The 22,270-nt window shown below is 63.1% G+C and carries 19 protein-coding genes; 6 read left to right on the top strand and 13 right to left on the bottom strand.

Going from position 1 to position 22,270, the window contains the following annotated elements; all coding sequences use genetic code 11:
- Positions 1-85 precede the first annotated feature (85 nt).
- Entirely contained in the window at positions 86-1,342 is a 1,257-nt protein-coding gene (locus tag ACZYHG_RS02110; RefSeq protein ID WP_464612330.1) for an Hsp70 family protein, read from the top strand.
- Here the strand turns inward: ACZYHG_RS02110 and ACZYHG_RS02115 are convergent, their stop codons facing one another.
- Positions 1,343-2,245: a LysR substrate-binding domain-containing protein gene (locus tag ACZYHG_RS02115; RefSeq protein ID WP_464612331.1), complete on the bottom strand. Its 903-nt coding sequence runs from the start codon at positions 2,243-2,245 to the stop codon at positions 1,343-1,345.
- Here ACZYHG_RS02115 and ACZYHG_RS02120 point away from each other — a divergent pair.
- From ACZYHG_RS02120 to ACZYHG_RS02135, 4 genes are read left to right on the top strand one after another with little or no spacing between them, the layout of a single operon-like run.
- Positions 2,195-2,527 (top strand): hypothetical protein, encoded by a 333-nt coding sequence (locus tag ACZYHG_RS02120; protein WP_464614870.1) that lies wholly within the window; start codon positions 2,195-2,197, stop codon positions 2,525-2,527. The genes ACZYHG_RS02115 and ACZYHG_RS02120 overlap by 51 nt on opposite strands.
- Positions 2,524-5,454, top strand: coding sequence for a molybdopterin oxidoreductase family protein (locus tag ACZYHG_RS02125; protein WP_464612332.1), 2,931 nt, complete (start codon positions 2,524-2,526; stop codon positions 5,452-5,454). The genes ACZYHG_RS02120 and ACZYHG_RS02125 overlap by 4 nt, the downstream gene beginning before the upstream one ends.
- Positions 5,451-6,185: a 4Fe-4S dicluster domain-containing protein gene (locus ACZYHG_RS02130; protein ID WP_464612333.1), complete on the top strand. Its 735-nt coding sequence runs from the start codon at positions 5,451-5,453 to the stop codon at positions 6,183-6,185. The genes ACZYHG_RS02125 and ACZYHG_RS02130 overlap by 4 nt, the downstream gene beginning before the upstream one ends.
- A 3-nt stretch (positions 6,186-6,188) precedes the next feature.
- Complete coding sequence (locus tag ACZYHG_RS02135) at positions 6,189-7,124, top strand: dimethyl sulfoxide reductase anchor subunit family protein (protein ID WP_464612334.1); 936 nt, start codon at positions 6,189-6,191, stop codon at positions 7,122-7,124.
- 2 nt (positions 7,125-7,126) lie between these two features.
- On the opposite strand, the gene pdeM is transcribed toward ACZYHG_RS02135, so the two are convergent.
- The 5 genes from pdeM to ACZYHG_RS02160 form a co-directional block, all read right to left on the bottom strand.
- Positions 7,127-7,843, bottom strand: coding sequence for a ligase-associated DNA damage response endonuclease PdeM (gene pdeM, locus ACZYHG_RS02140; RefSeq protein WP_464612335.1), 717 nt, complete (start codon positions 7,841-7,843; stop codon positions 7,127-7,129).
- On the bottom strand, positions 7,840-10,374 hold the full coding sequence (locus tag ACZYHG_RS02145; RefSeq protein ID WP_464612336.1) for a ligase-associated DNA damage response DEXH box helicase: 2,535 nt from the start codon (positions 10,372-10,374) through the stop codon (positions 7,840-7,842). Before ACZYHG_RS02145 ends, pdeM begins: the two co-directional genes overlap by 4 nt.
- A gap of 106 nt (positions 10,375-10,480) precedes the next feature.
- Complete coding sequence (locus ACZYHG_RS02150) at positions 10,481-11,341, bottom strand: C40 family peptidase (protein WP_464612337.1); 861 nt, start codon at positions 11,339-11,341, stop codon at positions 10,481-10,483.
- A gap of 27 nt (positions 11,342-11,368) precedes the next feature.
- Positions 11,369-11,719, bottom strand: coding sequence for a MarR family winged helix-turn-helix transcriptional regulator (locus ACZYHG_RS02155; protein WP_010913361.1), 351 nt, complete (start codon positions 11,717-11,719; stop codon positions 11,369-11,371).
- 72 nt (positions 11,720-11,791) lie between these two features.
- Positions 11,792-13,156, bottom strand: a complete 1,365-nt coding sequence (locus ACZYHG_RS02160) for a leucyl aminopeptidase family protein (protein WP_464612338.1) — start codon at positions 13,154-13,156, stop codon at positions 11,792-11,794.
- Between the two features lie 128 nt (positions 13,157-13,284).
- Here ACZYHG_RS02160 and ACZYHG_RS02165 point away from each other — a divergent pair, with 128 nt between their 5' ends.
- Positions 13,285-14,109: a tetratricopeptide repeat protein gene (locus ACZYHG_RS02165; RefSeq protein WP_464612339.1), complete on the top strand. Its 825-nt coding sequence runs from the start codon at positions 13,285-13,287 to the stop codon at positions 14,107-14,109.
- A gap of 82 nt (positions 14,110-14,191) precedes the next feature.
- On the opposite strand, the gene ACZYHG_RS02170 is transcribed toward ACZYHG_RS02165, so the two are convergent.
- Genes ACZYHG_RS02170 through cpaB form a run of 7 tightly spaced genes read right to left on the bottom strand, consistent with a single transcriptional unit; the run spans position 14,192 to position 22,221 of the window.
- Positions 14,192-15,217 (bottom strand): type II secretion system F family protein, encoded by a 1,026-nt coding sequence (locus tag ACZYHG_RS02170; RefSeq protein WP_464612340.1) that lies wholly within the window; start codon positions 15,215-15,217, stop codon positions 14,192-14,194.
- Between the two features lie 9 nt (positions 15,218-15,226).
- On the bottom strand, positions 15,227-16,240 hold the full coding sequence (locus ACZYHG_RS02175; protein ID WP_464612341.1) for a type II secretion system F family protein: 1,014 nt from the start codon (positions 16,238-16,240) through the stop codon (positions 15,227-15,229).
- Between the two features lie 29 nt (positions 16,241-16,269).
- Positions 16,270-17,775 carry a CpaF family protein gene (locus ACZYHG_RS02180; RefSeq protein WP_027033019.1) on the bottom strand — a complete coding sequence of 502 codons (1,506 nt, stop codon included), beginning with the start codon at positions 17,773-17,775 and terminating at the stop codon, positions 16,270-16,272.
- A gap of 23 nt (positions 17,776-17,798) precedes the next feature.
- On the bottom strand, positions 17,799-19,082 hold the full coding sequence (locus ACZYHG_RS02185) for an AAA family ATPase (protein ID WP_464614860.1): 1,284 nt from the start codon (positions 19,080-19,082) through the stop codon (positions 17,799-17,801).
- A gap of 57 nt (positions 19,083-19,139) precedes the next feature.
- Positions 19,140-19,877, bottom strand: coding sequence for a CpaD family pilus assembly protein (locus ACZYHG_RS02190; RefSeq protein ID WP_464612342.1), 738 nt, complete (start codon positions 19,875-19,877; stop codon positions 19,140-19,142).
- Between the two features lie 14 nt (positions 19,878-19,891).
- Entirely contained in the window at positions 19,892-21,409 is a 1,518-nt protein-coding gene (locus tag ACZYHG_RS02195) for a type II and III secretion system protein family protein (protein ID WP_027061001.1), read from the bottom strand.
- Positions 21,406-22,221, bottom strand: a complete 816-nt coding sequence (gene cpaB, locus ACZYHG_RS02200; protein WP_027061002.1) for a Flp pilus assembly protein CpaB — start codon at positions 22,219-22,221, stop codon at positions 21,406-21,408. Before cpaB ends, ACZYHG_RS02195 begins: the two co-directional genes overlap by 4 nt.
- Positions 22,222-22,270: the final 49 nt, after the last annotated feature.

The following is a 22,270-nucleotide window of genomic DNA, read 5'->3' on the forward strand; positions in this document are numbered from 1 at the left end:
GAGTGGTTCGGTTGCCCCAAACCGCAGCGCACGCTTCTCCTGCTAGCGCCGATCCGCTGCCTGGCGCCAATGACAGGAGGCTGCCTTGCGACCAGCATTCGCCGGTATCGACTTCGGCACTTCGAACTCCACCGTTGGCGTGGTCCGCGACGGGCAGCCCCACCTCGTCGCGCTTGAAGGCGGCCAGGTCACGTTGCCGAGTGCCGTGTTCTTCAATTTCGAGGATGGCCGTATCTGTTTTGGCCGCCAGGCTATCGCCAACTATACCGACAGCGTTGAAGGCCGGCTGATGCGTTCGCTGAAGAGCGTGCTCGGCAGTTCGCTGGCGCATGAGAAGACGCGCATCAAGGCGCGTTCGATCGGTTTCATGGAGATCATCGGCCTGTTCCTCGGGCATCTCAGGAAAAAGCTGGAGGAAGATGGCGGCGATCTGGTCGAGACCGTGGTGCTCGGCCGCCCGGTGCAGTTTGTGGATGACGATGCGCAAGCCGACGCGAACGCCCAGAGCGACCTTGAAAAAGCCGCCCACGCCCAGGGCTTTAAGCACATCGCCTTCCAGTTCGAGCCGATCGCCGCGGCGCTCGACTACGAGCAGAGCGTAACTCGCGAGGAGCTGGCGCTGATCATCGACATGGGCGGCGGCACGTCTGACTTTTCGGTCGTGCGCGTTTCACCGGAACGTGCCCGATCCCCGGACCGCAAGGACGATATCCTGGCCAGCCGGGGTGTCCACATTGGCGGCACCGATTTCGACCGGCTGCTCAGCATCGCCCATGTGATGCCGCAACTCGGCTATTTGACCCCGACCAAGGATGGCAAGCGTAACCTGCCGGCCAGTTACTTCATCGATCTCGCCACCTGGCAGCGCATCAACCTGGTCTACACCGCCAAGGCGATGACGCATCTGCGCCAGATCCGCTACGAGGCCGCGCGGGCCGATCTGGTCGACCGCTTCATCCACATCGTCGAGCACCGCTATGGCCATGCGCTGGCGGCGCTGGTCGAAAAGGCCAAGATCGAACTGACCGATGAGGCGTCCGCCGAGGTGGCGGTGAAGCTGCCGGGCGCGGAGTTCGCCGCCGAGATCACCCGCGGCGGGCTCGACGCCACGATCGCCAGGGATATCGAGCGGGTCACCGCAACGGTGGCTCAGACCATCCGCGACGCGCAGATCAAGCCGTCCGAAATCACAGCGGTGTTCCTGACCGGCGGCTCGACCGCGATCCCGCTGGCGAGACGGGAAATCCTTTCGCTGGTGCCGCAGGCGTCCGTCATCGACGGCGACATGTTCGGCTCGGTCGGGCTTGGGTTGGCGCTTGATGCCCAGCGGAAGTTCGCTTGATTACGCCGAACCGCTTGCAGCGGTCTCGGCGCCCAGATGCGCCTTGAGCGCCATCTGGGCCAGGCTTGCCTGGCGATCGCGGTGCGTGATCATGGCGAAGTCGCGCTTGGGCAGTTCAAGCGGCACGGAACGCAGAGTGCCCTCGGCGACAGCGCGGGCCACGACGAGCTCGGAGATGATGGCGGCGCCCGCACCAGCCTCCACCGCCTGGCGGATCGCCTCGTTGCTCGGCAGCACCAGGAATATCTGCAGATCGGCAAGCGAAATCCCCTCGCGCCGCGCCAGGTCCTCCAGCACCTCGCGCGTGCCGGAACCGCCCTCGCGGATGATCCAGCGCAGCCCCTTGATGTCGGGTCGGTCAGGTGCGATTTCGGCGATCTCGGGATGCGAGCTGGCGACGACCAGCATCAGCCTGTCCACATCGACCTTGGTGCGGCGCAGTATGTCGGACTCGGTGCGTCCTTCGACCAGGCCAAGATCCGCCGTGCCATCAAGCACATTGGCCTCGACCTGCCTGGTGTTGCCGATGCTGACGCTCAGCCGCACTGCTGGATAGGCTTCGTGGAAGGATGCCAGCCGGCGCGGCAGCCAGTAGCTTGATATGGTCTGGCTGGCGGCAATCGACAGGCTGCCGGTGACGGTTTGTGCGGCATGTTCCAGGACGTCGCGCGCGGCGGCGGCCCGCTCGAGCACGGCCTTGGCCTCCGGCAGGAACCGGTGTCCGGTCTGGGCGAGCTCGATGTTGCGGCCGACTCGGTTGAACAGATGGACGCCGTGCTGCTCTTCAAGCGCGCGGATGGCGGCCGATGCCGCCGACTGGGAAATGCCCAGAAGCTCCGCCGCCTTGGTCATATGGCCGCGCTCGGCAACGGCAACGAAAATGCGCAACTGATCCAGGGTCATATCAGCATTAAGAACCAATATCGATCGAATTTACAAGAACAACTGATTAGACGGATCGATAGCTTTATTCTACGTTTTCGGGCGAAGTTAGAAAAAATTCGCCAGCGGATCGCAAGCACTGAAATGATCGGGCGGTTCAAATCCCTGCTTGCCCATTGGACGCGCGGCATAAGGCGGCGGCTGGCCGGTGATCGCTACCATCCGGAAGAGCACTATATGCGCGGCCCCGGGCCGAAGACGCGGGCCAAGTCCGGTGGTCGCACGGGCACCACCGGCTCATGATTCACCAACCGCCGCGCGGCGCGAATTCGGCTCCATCGCAACGCCCGCTTGCCGACACACACGCGCCTGACGAAGGTGACGGCGTCGACACCTCTCCAAGCATTTCCGACAGCACCGCCAAGACGACCTGCTACATGTGCGCCTGCCGCTGCGGCATCGACGTGCACATCAAGGATGGCAAGGTCCGCTACATCAACGGCAACAAGGACCATCCGGTCAATCGCGGCGTGATCTGCGGCAAGGGCAGTTCCGGCATTATGCAGCACTACAGCCCGGCCCGGCTGAAGAAGCCTCTGTTGCGCACCGGCCCGCGCGGCTCGGGCGAGTTTCGAGAGATCGAGTGGGAAGAGGCGTTCGCGATCGCGACTGAGCGGCTCTCTGCCATCCGCCGGACTGATCCGAAAAAACTCGCCTTCTTCACCGGGCGCGACCAGTCGCAGTCGCTCACCGGCTGGTGGGCAAGCCAGTTCGGCACGCCGAATTTCGCCGCGCATGGCGGCTTCTGTTCGGTCAACATGGCGGCTGGCGGGCTCTACTCGATCGGCGGCTCATTCTGGGAGTTTGGCGAGCCCGACTGGGACAACACCAAGTACTTCATGTTGTTCGGCGTCGCCGAAGATCATGATTCCAATCCGATCAAGATCGGGCTGGGCAAACTCAAGGCGCGCGGCGCCAAGGTGGTGTCGATCAATCCGTGCCGCACCGGCTATAATGCGATTGCCGACGACTGGATCGGCATCCGGCCTGGCACCGACGGCCTGTTCGTCTTCGCGCTCATCCACGAATTGCTGAAAGCCGGCCGCGTCGATCTCGATTATTTGCTCCGCTACACCAACGCCCATGTCCTCGTCGTGCAGGAGCCTGATGCCTCCGACGACGGGCTGTTCGTGCGCGACGCCGACGGCAATCCGCTGGCCTGGGACAGGGTGGCGAAGACCTCCGTTCAGGCAACCGACCCGGAGGCGAAGCCGGCGCTGACCGGCAGCTTCGAAGTCGGCGGGCGCCTCTGTACGCCGGTGTTCCAGCTGATCGCCGACCGCTATCTCGATGAAAGCTATGCACCGGATGCGGTCGCGGAGCGCTGCGGCATTGGAGCCGATACGATCCGCAGGATCGCCGCCGAACTCGCCCATGTCGCCTTCGAGCAGACGATCGAACTGCCTATCGCTTGGACCGATTGGGCCGGGCGCCGGCACGAGACGATCAAGGGGCGGCCGGTTTCAATGCATGCCATGCGCGGCATCTCCGCCCATTCGAACGGTTTTCACACCTGCCGCGCCATCCACCTGCTGCAGGTGCTGCTGGGCACTGTGGATGTGCCCGGCGGCTTCCGCTTCAAGCCGCCCTACCCCAGATCGGCGCCGCCAGGCCCGAAGCCGGCCGGCAAGAATGCAGAACCAATGACACCGCTCGACGGCATGCCGCTCGGTTTCGTTTGTGGGCCGGACGATCTGCTGGTCGATGGCGCCGGTACGCCGCTTCGCATCGACAAGGCCTATTCCTGGGATGCGCCGCTGGCGGCTCACGGCCTGATGCACACCGTCATCCGCAATGCCTGGGCCGGCGACCCGTACCCGATCGACACGCTGATGATGTACATGTCGAACATGGCGTGGAATTCCTCGATGAACACCGTCGAGACCATTGCCATGCTGACCGAGCATGACGAGGAGGGCCGCTACAAGATCCCCTTCATCATCTATTCCGACGCCTATTATTCCGAGACCGTGCCGTTCGCCGATCTCGTGCTGCCGGACACGACCTATCTCGAACGCCATGACTGCATCAGCCTGCTCGACCGGCCGATCAGCCATGCCGACGGGCCAGGCGACGCCATCCGCCATCCCGTCGTCGAGCCCGACCGCGACGTCAGGCCGTTCCAGTCGGTGCTGATCGAGCTTGGCGCACACCTCGGTCTGCCGGGCTTCGTCAACGATGATGGATCGGCCAGATATGCCGACTATGCCGACTACATCATCAACCATGAGCGCACACCCGGCATCGGCCCGCTCGCCGGCTGGCGCGGCAAGGATGGCACATCGATCGGCAAGGGCGAGGCCAATCCGGACCAGTTGCAGCGCTACATCGACAATGGCGGCTTTTGGCATCACGACTTTGCCGCTGACCAGCGCTACTACAAGATGGCCAACCGCTCCTATCTCGACTTCGCCGTGCAGATGGGTTTCATCCCGAAGGCGGAGCCGATCGTCTTCCAGCTCTATTCCGAACCGTTGCAGCGCTTCCGCCTCGCCGCGCGCGGTCATGGCCGGGTGGTGCCGCCCGAGGCCGAGCGCCAGCGCATCGAGACCTACATGGACCCGCTGCCGTTCTGGTACATGCCGTTCGAGGAAGCGGTTGTCGATCTCGAAAAATACCCGCTGCACGCGCTGACGCAGCGGCCGATGCACATGTATCATTCCTGGGGTTCGCAGAATGCGTGGCTGCGGCAGATCACCAGCCAGAACCGGCTGTTCGTGCATCACCGGACCGGTGCCGGCCTCGGCCTTGTCGACGACGACTGGGTCTGGATCGAAAGCATCAATGGCCGGGTCAAGGGGCAGATCAAGCTGATCGACGGAGTCAACGAAAGCACGGTCTGGACCTGGAACGCGATCGGCAAAAGGCGCGGCAGCTGGGGGTTGAAGGATGATGCCGCGGAATCCAATCGCGGCTTCCTGCTCAACCACATCATCGGCGACCAGACCTCGGCCGATGCGCGGGGCAAACGCTATTCGAATTCCGATCCGGTGACTGGCCAGGCTGCATGGTTCGATCTGCGCGTGCGGATCGTCAAATGCGCTGATGAGGAAGCCGGCTTCACTGAACCGCAATTCGAGCGTTTTCACGAGCCACCGCATTTCAAACCGTCGCCCGACATCCTTCGCTACGGCGCCGAGTTTCGCCTCAAAAGGGAAGCCGCCGAATGACCTGCCTTCCCGCCCACACCGACAAGAAGCTCGGCCTCGTCATTGACCTCGACACCTGCGTCGGCTGCCAAGCCTGCGTCACCGCCTGCAAGGAATGGAACACCGGCGGCCACATGGCGCCGTTGACCGACATCGACCCCTATGGCGGCCATGTCGACGGCGTCTGGTTCAACCGCGTGCACAGCTACGAACACACGACGAAGGCGGGCGGGCGCACCGTCAACTTCCCGCGCTCCTGCCTGCATTGCGATACGCCGGCCTGTGTCACCGTCTGCCCGACCGGCGCGTCCTACAAAAGGGCCTCGGACGGCATCGTGCTGATCGATGAAAGCAAATGCATCGGCTGCAAATTGTGCAGCTGGGCTTGCCCGTATGGCGCGCGCGAATTCGACACCGATGTCGGCGTCATGAAGAAATGCACGCTGTGCGTCGACCGCATCTACAACGACAATCTGGCCGAAGAAGACCGCGTGCCGGCGTGCGTCGCCGCCTGCCCGACCAGCGCCCGGCATTTCGGCGATCTCGGCGACCCCCACTCAGCGGTCTCGCAACTGGTAGCAGAACGAGGCGGCGTCGACCTGATGCCGGAGATGGGCTATCGCCCAACCAACAAATACCTGCCGCCGCGCGCCCATACGCAACGCGCCGCATCCGTGCCTGCGAAGGCGCTGGAGCCGGTGCGGGCCGAAGGCGGCTTCCTCGGCTGGGTCGACCGCATGCTTTCGAACTAACCCATGCATCCGGCCTTCTCCGTCGTCTTCTTCACCACCGCCACCGGCGCCGGCTATGGTCTGCTCGCGCTGCTTGGCGTGCTCGGCGGATTCCAGCTCATCCCGCCCGATTTCTGGCTGGGCCTCATCGGCCTGGGGCTGGCGCTCGGCCTGATCGCGGCGGGATTGTTGTCTTCGACCGGCCATCTCGGCAGACCCGAACGCGCCTGGCGGGCGTTCTCGCAATGGCGCAGTTCATGGCTCTCGCGCGAAGGCGTGTCGTCGGTCATCACCTTCATTCCGGCGGGACTGTTCGGCATCGGATGGGTGCTCTTCGGTCACACTGACGGCTGGGTGGCCATTGCCGGATTGCTGGCCGCCATCGGCGCCATCGTCACCGTCTGCACCACCGGCATGATCTATGCGTCGCTGAAGCCGATCGCCCAATGGCACAGCCGCTTCACCTTGCCCGGCTATCTCATCTTCTCGGCGATGACCGGCAGCGTGCTGCTGAACGCGCTATGTCAAGGTTTTGCTCTCGGTTCCAAAATGCTTCTCGCGGTTTGCGTGCTGCTCACCTTGATTGGCTGGGGCTGGAAGCTCGCGACCTGGCGGCACAATGACCGGCTGGAGATCCCAACCAACGCCAACACCGCGACCGGACTTGCCGGCGGCACGGTGCGGACGCTGGAATGGCCGCATACCGAGGAGAACTACCTGCTCAAGGAGATGGGCTTTCGCATCGCACGCAAGCACAGTGCGCGCTTGCGCCAGATCACGCAGATACTGGCCTTTGCCCTGCCCGTCCTGCTTCTCGCCGCCACCTTTGCCTTGCCCTGGCCCTTTGCGGTGGTACCGTCAGTGCTCGCCGCGACCCTCCAGTTCGCCGGCATGCTGGTCGAGCGCTGGCTGTTCTTCGCCGAAGCCAAGCACACGGTTACCCTGTACTACGGACGTTGAGGTCAACCGGGCCGCAGCATCGAGCCAGAGATGGCGAAGATGCGCTGGGTGCCGAGCATGTAGGCCATCAGCGTCTCCAGCCGAAACAGCCCGGCATAGGCGCGGTCGAGCACATTGAGCGAGCCGGTATAGGCACCAAAGGCCGGCATGATCATGCGGCCGCCATCACCCGCAAAGCAGCGCCGTCGCACCGAGCGGCCTTGCTGCACTATGCGGGCGCAGGGATGCAGATGGCCCGATATTTCGCCCTCGACCCGCACCTTGGAGGGCTCATGCCGGAACAGCAGCGAGCCGATGGCGAGCTCGCGCACGGTTTCGCCGGGCAGATCGGCCGGCGCTTCCGGATCGTGATTGCCGGCGACCCAGAACCAGTCGCGGCCTGCCATCAGCGCCTCCAGCCGCTCGCGAAAACTCGCATGCATGCGCGCGGCGCCGCCACCATCGTGAAAGGAGTCACCCAGGCTGATGACGATCGATGGTTGATAGTCTGATATGACCGCCTGCAGCCGCAACAAGGTCGCGCCGGTGTCGTAGGGCGGGATCAGCGTGCCGCGCCTTGCCAGCGACGACCCTTTTTCCAGATGCAGGTCGGACACCGCCAGAAGCCGGAGTTCGGGAAAATAGAGCACGCCGCGCGGATCGCAGACCGCACGTTCGCCGGCGATACCGACAAGGTCGGCCTCGGCGATCAGCGATGCGCGCGCCAGCGAAAAATTCATTGCTCAACCATTCCCGGCCCCATGGCCTCCTCGACCAGCGTCGCCGCATCCATCAGAAGTGTTTCATCGGCTTCGCCATTCACCGGCATCTTACCGATCTCAAGCATGATCGGCACGGCAAGCGGCGAAATCTGCTCCAGATTCTTATGCATGATTCGACCCTGGATGCGCGAGAGCATGTCGGCAAGTCTGCTGACATCGAGCAGGCCGGTCGCAGCGTCGGCGCGTGTCGCCTGGAGCAGGATGTGGTCCGGCTCATGGCTGCGCAGCACGTCGTAGATCAGGTCGGTCGACACGGTGACCTGCCGGCCGCTTTTTTCCTGGCCGGGATGGCGTTTCTCGATCAGTCCCGAAATCAGCGCGCAATTGCGGAAGGTGCGCTTGAGCAGCCAGCTGTCGGCCAGCCAGGCTTCGAGATCGTCGCCCAGCATGTCCTGATCGAACAGCGCACTGAGCGACGGTTTGCGGGCCTTGAACATCGCACCCATGTCGCCCAGCGACCATATGGCTAAGGCATAGTCGGTGGCGACAAAGCCCAGTGGCCTGGCGCCTGCCCTGTCGAGGCGGCGGGTGAGCAGCATGCCAAGCGTCTGGTGCGCCAGCCTGCCTTCAAAGGGATAAGCGACCAGATAATAGCGATTGCCGCGCGGAAAGGTCTCGATCAGCAGATCATCGCGCTTCGGCAATACCGATTTGTCTGCCTGAATGCGCAACCAGTCGGCCACCTGTTCCGGCAGCATCTTCCATCGCTGCGGGTCGTCCAGCATGATGCGGACCTGTTCGGCGAGGTAGGTCGAAAGCGGGAACTTGCCGCCGCCATAATAGGGCACCTTGGCGTCGCTGCCGGGTGCGTTCGACACGAAGCATTCGTTCTCGCGAATGCCCTCGAAGCGCAATACTTTGCCGGCGAACATGAAGGTGTCGCCAGGTGTCAGCGTTTCGAGAAAAGCCTCCTCGATCTTGCCTAGCACTGCGCCGCCACGCGAAGCCGAGCCCTTGCTGCCAGCTTTGACGTAACGCACGTTGAGCGCCGGCACTTCGATGATGGTGCCGACATTCAGCCTGTATTGCTGGGCTACGCGCGGATTCGACACCCGCCACAGCCCATCCTTGTTCAGTCGGATGCGGGCGTAGCGCTCGTAGTTCTTCAGCGCGTAGCCGCCGGTGGCGACGAAATCGATGACGCGGTCGAATGTTGGCCGGTCGAGGCTGGTATAAGGCGCCGCCGTTCGGATTTCCTCGAACAAATCGTCGGCGCGGAAAGGCGCTCCGCAGGCGCAGCCCAGCACATGCTGAGCCAAGACGTCCAAGCCGCCATTGACCAGCGGCGGCGTGTCCTGCGCGCCGAGATAATTTGCGTCAAGCGCTGCCCGGCATTCCAGCACCTCGAAACGGTTGGCCGGGATCAGGATCGCCTTTGAAGGTTCGTCCATGCGGTGGTTGGCACGGCCGATGCGTTGCGCCAGCCGGCTTGCCCCCTTCGGTGCACCGACATGCACGACCAGATCGACATCGCCCCAGTCAATGCCGAGGTCGAGCGTCGAGGTGGCGACGATGGCGCGCAGCGCATTGTCGCCCATCGCCTTCTCGACGCGCCGGCGCTGGGCGACGTCGAGTGAGCCGTGATGCAGGGCGATCGGCAAGGTGTCTTCATTGACCCGCCACAATTCCTGGAACAGCAGTTCCGCCTGGCTGCGCGTGTTGACGAACAGCAGCGTCGTCTTGTGGCGCTTGATCTCGCGGTAGATTTCCGGCGTGGCGTAGCGGGCGGAATGCCCTGCCCATGGCACGCGCTCTTCGGAATCGAGGATGGAGATTTCGGGTTTTGCTCCCCCTGTCACGACAATCAGTTCGGACATGCCGCCTGGGGGATTCTGGCTGACCAGCCAGCGCCGTAATTCGTCCGGCTCGGCGACCGTTGCCGACAGTCCTATCGTCTGCAGGCCTGGAACAAAGCTGCGCAGCCGCGCCAAGCCAAGCGCCAGCAGATGGCCGCGCTTGGAGGTCACCAGCGAATGCAACTCGTCGAGCACGACATAACGCAGATCCTCGAAGAAGCGCCTGGCATCGCCCGCCGCGATCAGCAGCGCCAGTTGTTCGGGCGTGGTGAGGAGAATATCGGGCGGCATCAGCTTCTGGCGCTGGCGTTTGTGGGAAGGGGTGTCGCCGGTGCGCGTTTCGATGGTTACGGGCAAGCCGATCTCTTCCACCGGCTTGGCAAGATTGCGCTCGATGTCGACCGCCAACGCCTTCAGCGGCGAGATATAAAGCGTATGGATGCCGCGCTGTCCCTGGCCTGGTTTTCGCCTGGGCCTGACGGCCAGTTCGGTGAGTGATGGCAGGAACCCAGCCAAGGTCTTGCCGGCACCAGTCGGTGCGATCAGCAGCACCGATTGTCCGGACTGAGCCTTAGCCAGCAGTTCGATCTGATGGGCGCGCGGCGACCAGCCTTTCTCGCCGAACCATCTGAGGAATGGCTCAGGCAGGACGACGGTGGCATTCTGATCGGCAAGGCGCGGCTCAACTGTCACGCGCCAGAGGTAGCGCGACGATGGGCAATCGCCAAGAAGAATCGGAACAAAAGGGGATCGCGACGACTCTTCCCTTCTCCCCTTGCGGGAGAAGGGAGAAACTGCGCTAAGGCCGCCGAAACCCTGTCGGCCCGCCATATAGATAACCTATCCGGGCGATGGCATCCTTCAGCCCTTCGCGCGAGACCAGCATGGTGTGGCCGTTGGCGTGGATCATGGTGTCGGCGTCGGTCATGACCGCGACATGACCTTTCCAGAAGACGAGGTCACCACGGCGCAACCCGGCATAGTCCGGGCCAGGCTCGACCGGCTCGCCAAGTGTCGCCGCCTGCATATCGGAATCGCGCAGCACGTCCCGGCCGGCCATGCGCATCGCCAGTTGCACCAGGCCCGAACAGTCAATGCCGAAGCCAGATGCGCCGCCCCAGAGATAGGGTGTGCCGAGAAACATCTCGGCCACGGAAACATAGTCGGCAGCGACCTCGTCGACAGGCCGCAGGTGACCCGCGATGACAGCCTCGCCGGAGGACAGGACGGCATAGGGCGTGCCACGCGTCTCGGCGGCGCCCGTCACCGTCACCGTCGATCCCATCGACAATTGCCCCGCGATCGGAAAGCGCAGATCCGGACCGGGATAGAGGAAGGTGCGGGGGACCGAGATGATATGGGTCGGCGCATGGTGGCGACCGCCCAGCATGGTGTCGGCGACATAGCCGACATAGCCGTCGCGTTCAGCCTGCACCCAGGCCCAGCCCTCGGCGACCTCGAAAACGAGGACATCATCGCCGAACAGGAGCTGCGTGTTGACGCCGGCATCAGGCCGCGGCGCCTTGCGGACATCGGCCACGGGAGCGGTGATCCGCATCGGCCGGCCGCTGACAAAGCGGTCGGCGGTAACCTCTCCTTTCAATCTTGCGTCGGCGAGATCGGAACGAAAGGCGTGAAGGCGGGCATCGTGGGCGGTCAAATCGGCAATCCGGTCAAGGTTGGTTGGTCAAATGGGCAGTTCGTGCGCCCTGGCAATGATACCATCACCGAAGCGCTCGACAAAGAGTGCGCCCTCGACCGTGCGTTTGATCAGCACGTTGCGCTTGTCGAGCTCGTCGCGATGACGCGACACAAGTTTCAGCGCGCCCATCGTGTCGAGCGCGCGGGTGATGACCGGCTTGGTGACGTTGAGACGGGCAGCGAGCCCGCGCACCGTGTGCGGCGGCGGGTCGAGATAGATGGTGAACAGGATCGCCGTCTGGCGCATGGTCAGATCGGGCGCGTCGTCGCGCACCTGCGACAGCATCACTTGCTGCCACAGTCGCAATGCCTGGCTCGGGCGCATCGCAATCGACATCGCACCAGCATGACGGCAAATTGTTTCGGTTCCGTTTCAGTTTCGGCGATTTGCCGGCTCCATTGGCGGGTCTCAGCCAAAACGTCTCGAAATCACCTGCTCCAAAGCCCTGATGCCCTGGGCTTCGCCACCGGCGGGGCCATACGGACGATCGGCTGGATTCCAGGCGAAGATGTCGAAATGCGCCCAGCCCGCCGTCTTCTCGACAAAGCGCTTGAGGAACAGCGCCGCCGTGATCGAACCGGCGAAACCGTCCGTGGTGACGTTGTTGATGTCGGCGATCTTCGACGACAGTTTCGCATCGTAGGGCCGCCACAGCGGCATGCGCCACAGCGGATCCTCGACCGCCAGCGATGCCGCCGCCAGGTCCGAGGCCAGCACCTCGTCAGCGGTGTAGAAGGGCGGCAGGTCGGGGCCAAGCGCGACACGGGCGGCTCCGGTCAGTGTCGCCATGTCAACCAGAAGCTGCGGCTGCTCGTCGTCGGCCAGTGCCAAGGCATCGCCCAGCACGAGCCTGCCTTCAGCGTCGGTGTTGCCGATCTCGACGGTGATGCCCTTGCGGCTCGCCAGCACGTCACCGGGCCTGAAGGCGTTGCCGGCGATCGAATTCTCGACCGCGGGAATCAATACCCGCAGCCGCACGTTCAGTCCGGCAGCCATGATCATCGAGGCAAGGCCAAGCACATTGGCCGCACCGCCCATATCCTTCTTCATCAGCAGCATGCCGGATGACGGCTTGATGTCGAGACCGCCGGTGTCGAAACAGACGCCCTTGCCGACCAGCGTCACCTTCGGCGCGCCCTCGGATCCCCATTTCATGTCAATCAGGCGCGGCGCGCCTGATGAGGCGCGGCCGACGGCGTGGATCATCGGGAAATTCTGCGTGAGCAGATCGTCGCCATTGACCACCGATACTTCGGCCTTGTGCGCCGCAGCCAAGGTCCGCACCGCCTTCTCCAGATCGTCCGGCCCCATATCGCTGGTCGGCGTGTTGACCAGGTCCCGTGCCAAGAAGACGCCGTCTGCTATGCGGCGAACGCGCGCCGCATCAACGCCGATCGGCAACTCGAAGCGCAGCGCCTTGCCCGGCTTCTTGCCGTAACGTGTGAAGACATAGCCGCCGAGCGCCAATCCGATTGCCGCGAGTTCCGGCTCGGCAGGCGCCGAAGCGAAATGCCAGTCGCCTTCCGGCAGGGTTTTTGACAATGCGCCGAGAGCGAGCGCATCCGCACTGTCGCCAATACCGAACAGCGCGCCAGCGAGTGCTCCATTTTCGTCGGGCACGGCCAACATCCTGCCTGCCTCGCCAGAAAAGCCGTTGGCCCTGGCCCAGGTGAGCGTTGATGGCGCCAGGCCCGAGGCTTCCAGACCGTTACGGGCCACCAGATGCACCGGCAGCGCGCCTTGCAATTTCTTCTCGACGAGTTCGGCGGGCATTCGATGTTCTCCTGCCGACCCCTGTGAGTCGGCGCTTCTTAACCCTCCGTTAGGGTTAACAGAATATTTCTGCGAGAGGGAAGATGGCCACGCAATGGCCGCACGCATGAATGGAGGCCCAGGTAGCGATGCCGACCAACCGCACAATGAATGCCAGGGGAAAACGGCTGGTCACCACGGCCTTCATGCTGGCGCTCGCCGCGGGCGTCGCCGGATGCGGAACCAGCAGGATGACCACCGGCTCGATCGGCCGCAGCGACGGCAAGCCGCTGGACACCATGTCGGCGGGAGAAGTGCACAATGCCACGGCGGCACTTGGCCAGGCCTACGCCAGGAACCCCAACGACAAGCGTACCGCGACGAACTTTGCTGCGGCGCTGCAGATGGACGGCGACGCCGACCAGTCGCTAGCCGTGATGCGCAAGCTGGCGATCGTCTATCCAAAGGATCGCGATGTGCTTGCCGCATACGGCAAGGCGCAGGCCGCCAATGGCCAGTTCGAGGCAGCGCTGGACTCCGTGCGACGCGCGCAGACGCCGGAATATCCTGACTGGAAGCTGGTGTCGGCTGAAGCCGCTATCCTCGACCAGCTCGGCCAGAAGGACGAGGCGCGCCAGGACTATCGCAAGGCCCTCGAACTCAAGCCGAACGAGCCTTCGGTGCTTTCCAATCTCGGCATGTCCTATGTGCTGGAAGGGGATCTGCGCACCGCCGAGACCTATATGCGTTCGGCCGCCCAGCAGCCCGGCGCTGACAGCCGTGTGCGCCAGAACCTGGCATTGGTCGTCGGCCTGCAGGGCCGCTTCGATGAAGCCGAAAAGATCGCTTCGCAGGAACTCTCGCCCGAACAGGCACAGGCCAACGTCGCTTATCTCAGGCAGATGCTGGCCCAGCAGAATGCCTGGAGCCAGCTCAAGGATCAGGACAAGTCGAAGAAGCCGGTCACCAACTGACAGGGCGATTTCTCCAACAGACATTGAAAGCCGCGCTGCATGCAGCGCGGCTTTTGTATTTGCGCAAGGATTTTCCGTATCGCTACTGGGTAGCTGTCGCTGCCGCCCCAGAATGATCGCCGAAGATGCCGCGCTGGCTGACCTGGATACCGGCAGGGCCCAGGATGATGGCAAAAAGCACCGGCAGGAAGAACAGGATCATCGGCACGGTGAGCTTGGGCGGCAAGGCGGCGGCCTTCTTCTCGGCGGCGTTCATGCGCATGTCGCGGCTTTCGGCGGCAAGCACGCGCAACGCATGCGCCACCGGTGTGCCGTAGCGCTCGGCCTGGACGAGCGCCTGCGACACCGATTTGACTGATTCCAGGCCGGTACGGTTGGCCAGGTTTTCGTAGGCCTGTTTGCGCTCCTGCAAATAGGAAAGCTCTGCGTTGGTCAGGATGAATTCTTCCGCCAGCGGCACGGACTGGGCGCCGATCTCGTCGGCGACCTTGCGCAGTGCCGCCTCCACCGACATGCCGGACTCGACGCAGATCAGCATCAGGTCGAGTGCATCCGGCCACGCCATCTGGATCGACTTCTTGCGCTTGGTGGCGCGGTTGTTGACATAGAGGACCGGGGCGTAGAAGCCGCCATAGGCAACAAGCACGCAGACGAACAGCCGGATGACCAATGGTTTGTCCGGCAATCCTCCGAGCACGAATATGTAGATCAGGCCCAGCGCGAAGCCGACAAAAGGCAGCACGAGGCGGAAGAAGAGAAAACGCGTCAGCGGGTTCTGTCCCCGAAAGCCGGCGACCTTGAGTTTCTGCAAGGTGCTCTCGTCGGCCAGGGCGCGTCGCAGGTCGAGCCGGTCGACAATGTTGCGCATGCCGACCGACTGCTGCTCGCGCAGGCCTTTGCGCCGGCGATCGGACTCGCTGGCAAGTCGCGCGCGTTGCTGGGCGCGAAGCGCATCGCGCTCCAGCGCGACCGACTTCATGCGCGACTTGAGCTGGTTGCCACCAAACGCCGGCAGCAGTGTAAAGACGGTGGCGAACACGGCGATGGCGACCAGCAGCGCAATCAGGAGGCTGGGGTCTGTCAGTGACTTGATGACTTGTTCGCTCATGCCGCGGCCCTAGACTTCGAAATTCATCATCTTGCGCATTACGAAGATGCCGATCGACATCCAGACAGCGGCAACGCCAAGGATCAGATTGCCGACGCTGGTGTTGAACAGCGGCATCAGGTAGAGCGGGCTCGAAAGATAGACCAGGAAGGCGACGATGAAGGGCAGTGCGCCGATGATGGCAGCCGATGCCTTCGCCTCCATGGACAGCGCCTGGACCTTGGCTTTCATCTTCTTGCGATCACGAAGCACGCGCGAAAGGTTGCCCAGCGCCTCCGACAGATTGCCGCCGGCCTGCGACTGGATCTGGATGACGATGCCGAAGAAGCTCGCCTCGGTGCAAGGCATGGTTTCAGGCATGCGCAAGGTCGCATCGGGGATCGACAAGCCCATCTGCTGCGAATCGACGATGCGGCGGAACTCCCCCTTGACAGGCTCGGGGGATTCGTTGGCGATCAGGCGTACGGCATCGTTCAACGGCAGGCCGGACTTGACCGCGCGCACGATGATGTCGAGAGCGTTTGGAAATTCGTTGAGAAACGCCTTGACGCGCCGCTTGCGGCGAAAAGAAACGAACCAGCGGGGCAGGCCGAGCGCACCCGCCAGCAGCACGCCGGGCACGACAAGCAGCGGCGCCCCTGCCACGAACGCGAGCACCGCCAGAGCGAGTCCGCATATGGCGGAATAAATGTAGAAACGTTCGACGGTAACCTTCATTCCGGCCTGCCGCAGCTGAGCTTTCAGCGGCGGCTTCTTGACGGAGCTGTTCTTGGTCCTCTGCTTCTCGTCGAGCTCCTTCAGCGAATCCTGGACCGATTTTCGGCGCTTGGCCGCGTCCGCCGCGCGGTCGCGCGTGGCCGTAACAATGGACCGATCCGTCTCCGCGGCCTTGATTGTTTCAAGCCGCTTGCCGGCCTGTTTTTCATTGCTGATCTGGTTGAACAGGAACGCATAGGCGACCGCGCCGGCGCTGAAGCCGGCGAGCACGACAAACGCCAATACGGTGCCGTCAATTCCAAACATCAACCAGAACCTTCACGCCTGCGAATGCGTCAGTCAGCGCGTTTCTCCATCGCCTCAAGTGCTTTGGCGAGGCGCTGCTCCTCGCCATAGTAACGGGCGCGTTCCCAGAAATGCGGACGACCAATGCCGGTCGATACATGCTCTCCCAGCAGCCTGCCGTTGGCGTCCTCACCCTTGATGTTGTAGAGGACGATGTCCTGCGTGATGATGACGTCGCCTTCCATTCCGATCACCTCGGTGATGTGGGTGATGCGGCGCGATCCGTCACGCAGACGCGCCGCCTGGATGATCACGTCGATCGATCCGACGACGATTTCGCGCACGGTTTTCTGCGGCAGCGAATAGCCGCCCATGGCGATCATGGATTCGATACGGTTCAGGCATTCGCGCGGGCTGTTCGAGTGGATCGTTCCCATCGAGCCGTCATGGCCGGTGTTCATCGCCTGCAGGAGATCGAACACTTCGGGTCCACGCACTTCGCCGACGATGATGCGTTCGGGCCGCATGCGCAGGCAGTTCTTGACCAGGTCGCGCATCGTCACCTCGCCTTCGCCTTCGAGGTTGGGCGGGCGGGTTTCGAGGCGCACGACGTGCGGCTGCTGCAGCTGCAGTTCGGCCGAGTCCTCGCAGGTGATGACGCGCTCCTCACGGTCGATGTAGTTGGTCAGGCAGTTGAGCAGTGTCGTCTTGCCGGAGCCGGTGCCGCCCGAGATGACGATGTTGCAACGAACACGGCTGATGATCTTGAGAACTTCGGCACCTTGCGGCGAGATGGCGCCGAACTTGACCAGCTGATCGAGCGTCAGCTTGTCCTTCTTGAACTTGCGGATGGTGAGCGTGGCGCCGTCGATGGAAAGCGGCGGCGCGATGACGTTGACGCGGGAGCCGTCGGGAAGACGCGCATCGCAGATCGGACTCGATTCATCGACGCGCCGGCCGACCTGGCTGACGATGCGCTGGCAGATGTTGAGGAGTTGCTGGTTGTCGCGGAAGCGGATGCCGGTCTGCTCGACCTTGCCGTTGACTTCGATGTAGACGTTCTTCGAGCCGTTGACCATGATGTCGGCGATGTCGTCGCGGGCGAGCAATGGCTCGAGCGGCCCATAGCCAAGCACATCGTTGCAGATGTCTTCGAGCAGTTCCTCCTGCTCGGCAATCGACATCGCGAAATTCTTGATCGCGATGATGTCGTTGACGATGTCGCGGATTTCCTCGCGTGCGCTTTCGGGCTCAAGCTTGGAGAGCTGCGACAGATCGATCGTATCGATGAGTGCGGAGAAAACCTGGCTCTTGGTGTCGTAGTAGGTCTCGCTCTTTTCGCGGCCTCGCTTCGGGTCCTGCGCGATGGGCGGCGCCTCGACGGCGCGCCGAGCCGGTGGTGCGACAGGCGTGCTCGGCTGCGGCGCTGCCACAGGCCGGGCAAGAACCGCCGTATCCGCCGAACCCGCGGGCGGCGGCGCGGCCGGCGTCGGTGCTGGCTGGCGGAATTCCGGCGTGAACCGGTTGCCGTCGTCGTTGCCTCTTTTACCGAACATGATCGACTACCGACCCCACTGCGTCACTTCTTGTTGCGCGAAAGCTTGCCGAGCAGACTGCCCAGGCCAGCCTTCTTTTTCGACCTGATCTCGCTGCGGCCGGTCAGCACATGAGCAATCTCGTTGATCATGGCCACAACCGGGTTCTTGGCATCCATCTCGCCGAGCATACGCCCGTTGTTGGCGGCATTGCCGAACAACAGCGGATCGAAGCCGATGACCGACATCGGCGTCAGGCCGAGCGGCTCGGCGAAGTCGGACGATGAAATTTCCGGCCGCTTGGGGACACCGGCCTGGTTGATGATCAGCTTCGGCGGCGGGTCGTTGGGGCGAAGCCGCTTCAGCATGTCGACCAGGTTCTTGGTGTTGCGCAGATTGGCCAGTTCCGGCGTCGCCGTGATGACGATCTCGTCGGCCTTGACCAGCGTGTTCTTGGCCCACCCCGTCCAGACATGGGGAACGTCCAGCACCAGCAGCGGCACGCTGCGCTGCGCGACATCGACAAGCTGCGCAAAGGCGTCAGGATCGAAGTCGTAGACGCGTTCCAGTGTCGAGGGCGCCGCCAGCAGCGACAGGTGCTCGGCGCACTGGGTCAGCAGCCGGTCGAGATAGACTTCGTCGACCCGTTCGGGCGAAAACACCGCTTCGGCGATGCCCTGTGCCGGATCCTGGTCGAAATTGATGTTGGCCGTGCCGAAGGCGAGGTCGAGGTCGGCAACGACCACCTCGGATTTGAACAGGGAGGACATCGCCCAGGCCACATTGTGCGCGATGGTGGAGGAGCCGACGCCGCCCTTGGCACCAACGAAGGCGATCGAGCGGCCGAGCGGCTCCGCTTCCGGATCGACGAAAATCGACGATATGACACTGACAATGTCGGCCATCGACACCGGCGCGATGACATATTCGGAGATGCCGGAGCGGATGAGTTCGCGATAGAGACCGACATCATTGTAGTGGCCGATCACCACCACTTTCGAGGATGGGTCACAGTATTCCGAGAGCTGGGCGAGCTGCTCGAGCAGTTGCTTGGGCTCGCTGCGTGACTCGAGCAGGATCAGGTTCGGCGTCGGTGCCGACTGATAGAACTCGATTGCCGTAGGAATGCCGCCCATATGGACCTTGAGATGCGCCTTGGTCATGCGGCGGTCCTCGCCGGCGCGCTCGACCGGATTGGCAACGCCTTCCGTCTCGCAGAATGCCTGGATCGAGATGCGCGGCACCGGCCGCAACGCCTGCATCGCAGCGATGTCCTGCGGCGAGGTATCCCCGCCGTCCACGGTGGCGTCATAGGCAAGGTTGCTCATCGTCATGCTCTTTCCGTGGCCTGTTCTTTGCGCGACTGCTCTTTCCCAAGGGGCGGCTTAGTAGGTCACTTCCGAATTGCCGAGGAATTCACCTGAAATGCCCCTGCCGCGGTAAAGATCGATCACCGCGCCACGATTTTCCGCGTCGATGGTGGTCTGCTTCCGAGGCCCGAGCAGATCGCCCGGGTTGGCCATCTGGACGGCAAGATTGTTCTGATAGGAGCAGCCGAAGTCGGCGTAGTGCTTGTTTTCCGACGTCTCGGTGAGGTCATCAGGCCAGCGTCCGCATTTGTCGGTCTGGGCTCTCACAGCGATATACGAGACGCGAACCGGGGCGGATGTCTCGCTCGATCCAGCTTGATAGGAGACCACGACGATCCGGTTGCGCTTGACGCCGCTTGCGACCGCGAGCCTGGCGAAATCGCGGCCGGCGGCCGTCGCGGCGACCTCATTGGCCGATCCGCTCGGAATCTGGATCGTCAATGTCGGAGCGGCACTCTTGTCATAGCCATCAAGGAAACCGAGAAGCGTGTCGCGCTGCGAGCCGGTCATGCCGCGGTCGCCGGCGCCGACCGGAAGGTCGATCTTCTCGTTCTTCTCGGCGATGACGATGGGATGGGTGGTGCGATAATCGTCCGGAATGGCGCCGACGGTGATGCTGTCGCGCTGGGCGCAACCGGCCAGCAGAGCCGTCAACGCCACCGCCATGAGCGGGAGCGCCCGCAGGCCGGTCCGCGAATGGCTGGAGCGCATCGTGGTGGCGATGGTCCTTGTCTTCAACGCTGACTGAAACATGTCCGCTTCCCCATTCACTTGTAGATGAAGCCGACAACGCCGTGGTAGCGGCCGTTGGGCTTGTCGGTCTGCATGGTGCCGTAGACGCGATTGACCTTGCCCAGGAACATGCCGGCGCCGTCGCTCGGAGGATTGAAATTGTCGTCCGGCTTGGCGAGATCGTTGCGTGCCACCGGCTTCGTCAGATAGGGCGTGATGATGATGACGAGCTCACTTTCGTTGCGCACGAAATCCCTGCTGCGGAAGAGCGCACCAAGCACGGGGATCTTCGTCAGTCCCGGCAAGCCATTGACAGCCTGCCTGACATCGTCGCGAACCAGGCCGGCGATCATCATGGAACCGCCGGAGGGCAGCTCGACCGTCGTATCGGCAAGGCGCTTGCGCAACGAGAGGATATTCGTGCCGGGGGTTTTCCCGCCAGCGGAAAGCGCGACCGCTCCTTCGGTCGTCGGCTCGGAAACCGAGGTTCTGACCTTCAGGCTGATGCGGCCGGGAGACAAAACCACCGGCTGGAATTCCAGACCGATGCCATACTCTATCTTTTGGATGTTGTAGGTCGTCAGACCCGTCTGGTTGTCGGTGGATACGTTGGCGCTGACCCCGGTCACCATGTTGTACTCGCCACCCACCTTGAATGTGGCTTTCTCGCCGGACACGGCGGTCAAGGTCGGTTCAGCCAGCGTCTTCATGACGCCGGATTGCTCCATGGCGTTGACATAGGCCTTCAGTGCCGAGTTGCCGATGCCGAAGCCCGAATTCGACAACTCCGTGCCCAATCCAGTGAAATTGTCGCTGATCGCGCCATAGCTGATGCCGTTGCTGCCGCCGCTGCCGATCATGTTGACGCCGAGCTGCTTCATCACGGACCGGCTGACTTCAGCGACCGTCACTTTCAGCGTGACCTGGTCATCGCCGATGATCTGCAGCAGGTTGACGATCTTGCTGGTACGGCGCTCCTGGTCGGGGTTGTTGATGTCGACGCCACTCTGGGCCGAGCCGCCGGCCGCGGTTTGCGAATATTGTCCGGTCGTTGCTTCACCGCCCGAGACGAAGATCGTCGCCAGGTCGACCGCCCGTTTCGCGTCCAGCGGCGTGTCGACGGTTCCCGTCAAGATGACGTTGTCGTTCAGTAGTTCGACCTTGACGGCCGCGGTCGGCAGGAAGCGCTTGATGTAGTCCTCCAGGCCGGCGACGTCGCGCTCGACGGCCAGATCCAGGCTAGCGATCTGTTCGCCGTTTGGACCGAAGACGAAGATGTTGGTCTCGCCGACCGCTTTGCCGAACAGATAGATACGCCTTGCGGTGCGGGTCACCGCATCGGCAACAGTCGGGTTGGCGACAAGAATGTCGTAGGCATCGCTCGGCAGGTCGATGACCACCGATTTGTTGAGGCCAAGCTTGACGCGCTGGCTGGCTGTCGTCGCCGTCACCTGCGTATTCTTCGCCTCGACAACGCCCTGCACATTCGTTCCGACGATCAGAAGACTGAGTGCTGTGGCTACGATTGCCGGCAGTTTACCGCTTAACCTCATTTCCTTGCCCCTACTTCGGAGACTTCACCCGACTTGATCAGTCTCACTGTCCCCTTGCGGCCGTTGCCGGAAACGAGATAGTCGGCCTCGCCCACATTCTTTTCCTGGGTGTCCGCGACCGCCCGCAGCGCCAGTGTCAGGCGATCCGCCATCTGCTGGGCGACGGTAATGATCTCCGCCTGTTTGGGCGTCAGTTCCAGCGTGGCGGTCTGGCCCACCCTGGTCTTCTTGCCCTCCTCGTCTTCCTGGATCGTCTGGTCGATCGCCAGGACGCGGATGTTCTTGAGGATGGTTTCGGTGTTGAAGCCGGTGCTGCCGCTGTTGGCGTCCGCTCTGCGGGTCATGATGACGTCGACGTAATCGTTTGGAAGGATGAAGCCGCCGGCAGAGGTGTCGGCCGATATGGTCGTGGCGACCGCCCGCATTCCGGAAGGCAGGATGGAGGACATGAAGCTCTGCCCCTCGCCGATCAGCTTGGAACGCCGCACGGGCTCACCCGCATACATCGGCACACGGGCAATCGACCCCTTCAGTTTCTCCAGGGCGTCGGGAGCCGTGGCCTTGGTGATGAAATTCGGGTTGAGGCCGTCAGCCGGCCACGCTTGCCAGGTGATGTTGTTCTCGAGTGCATTGCCCATCATGACATCGCCCGAGAGCACGAGCACGTCCTGCAGGGCTACCGCTGGGGCCTGGGGGCCGGAATCGACGACGATCTGGGGCGGTGGCGTGGCGACCATGTTCTTCGCGACATAGCCAGCACCACCCGCCGCGGCCACCGCCACGCTCAGAATGATCAATCGGGATGCTGGCATCTGTCCGAACCCTCGCCCTTGGCAAACCACGTAGCCAGGCCGGACTGTG

It is taken from the genome of Mesorhizobium subarcticum (assembly GCF_055456085.1).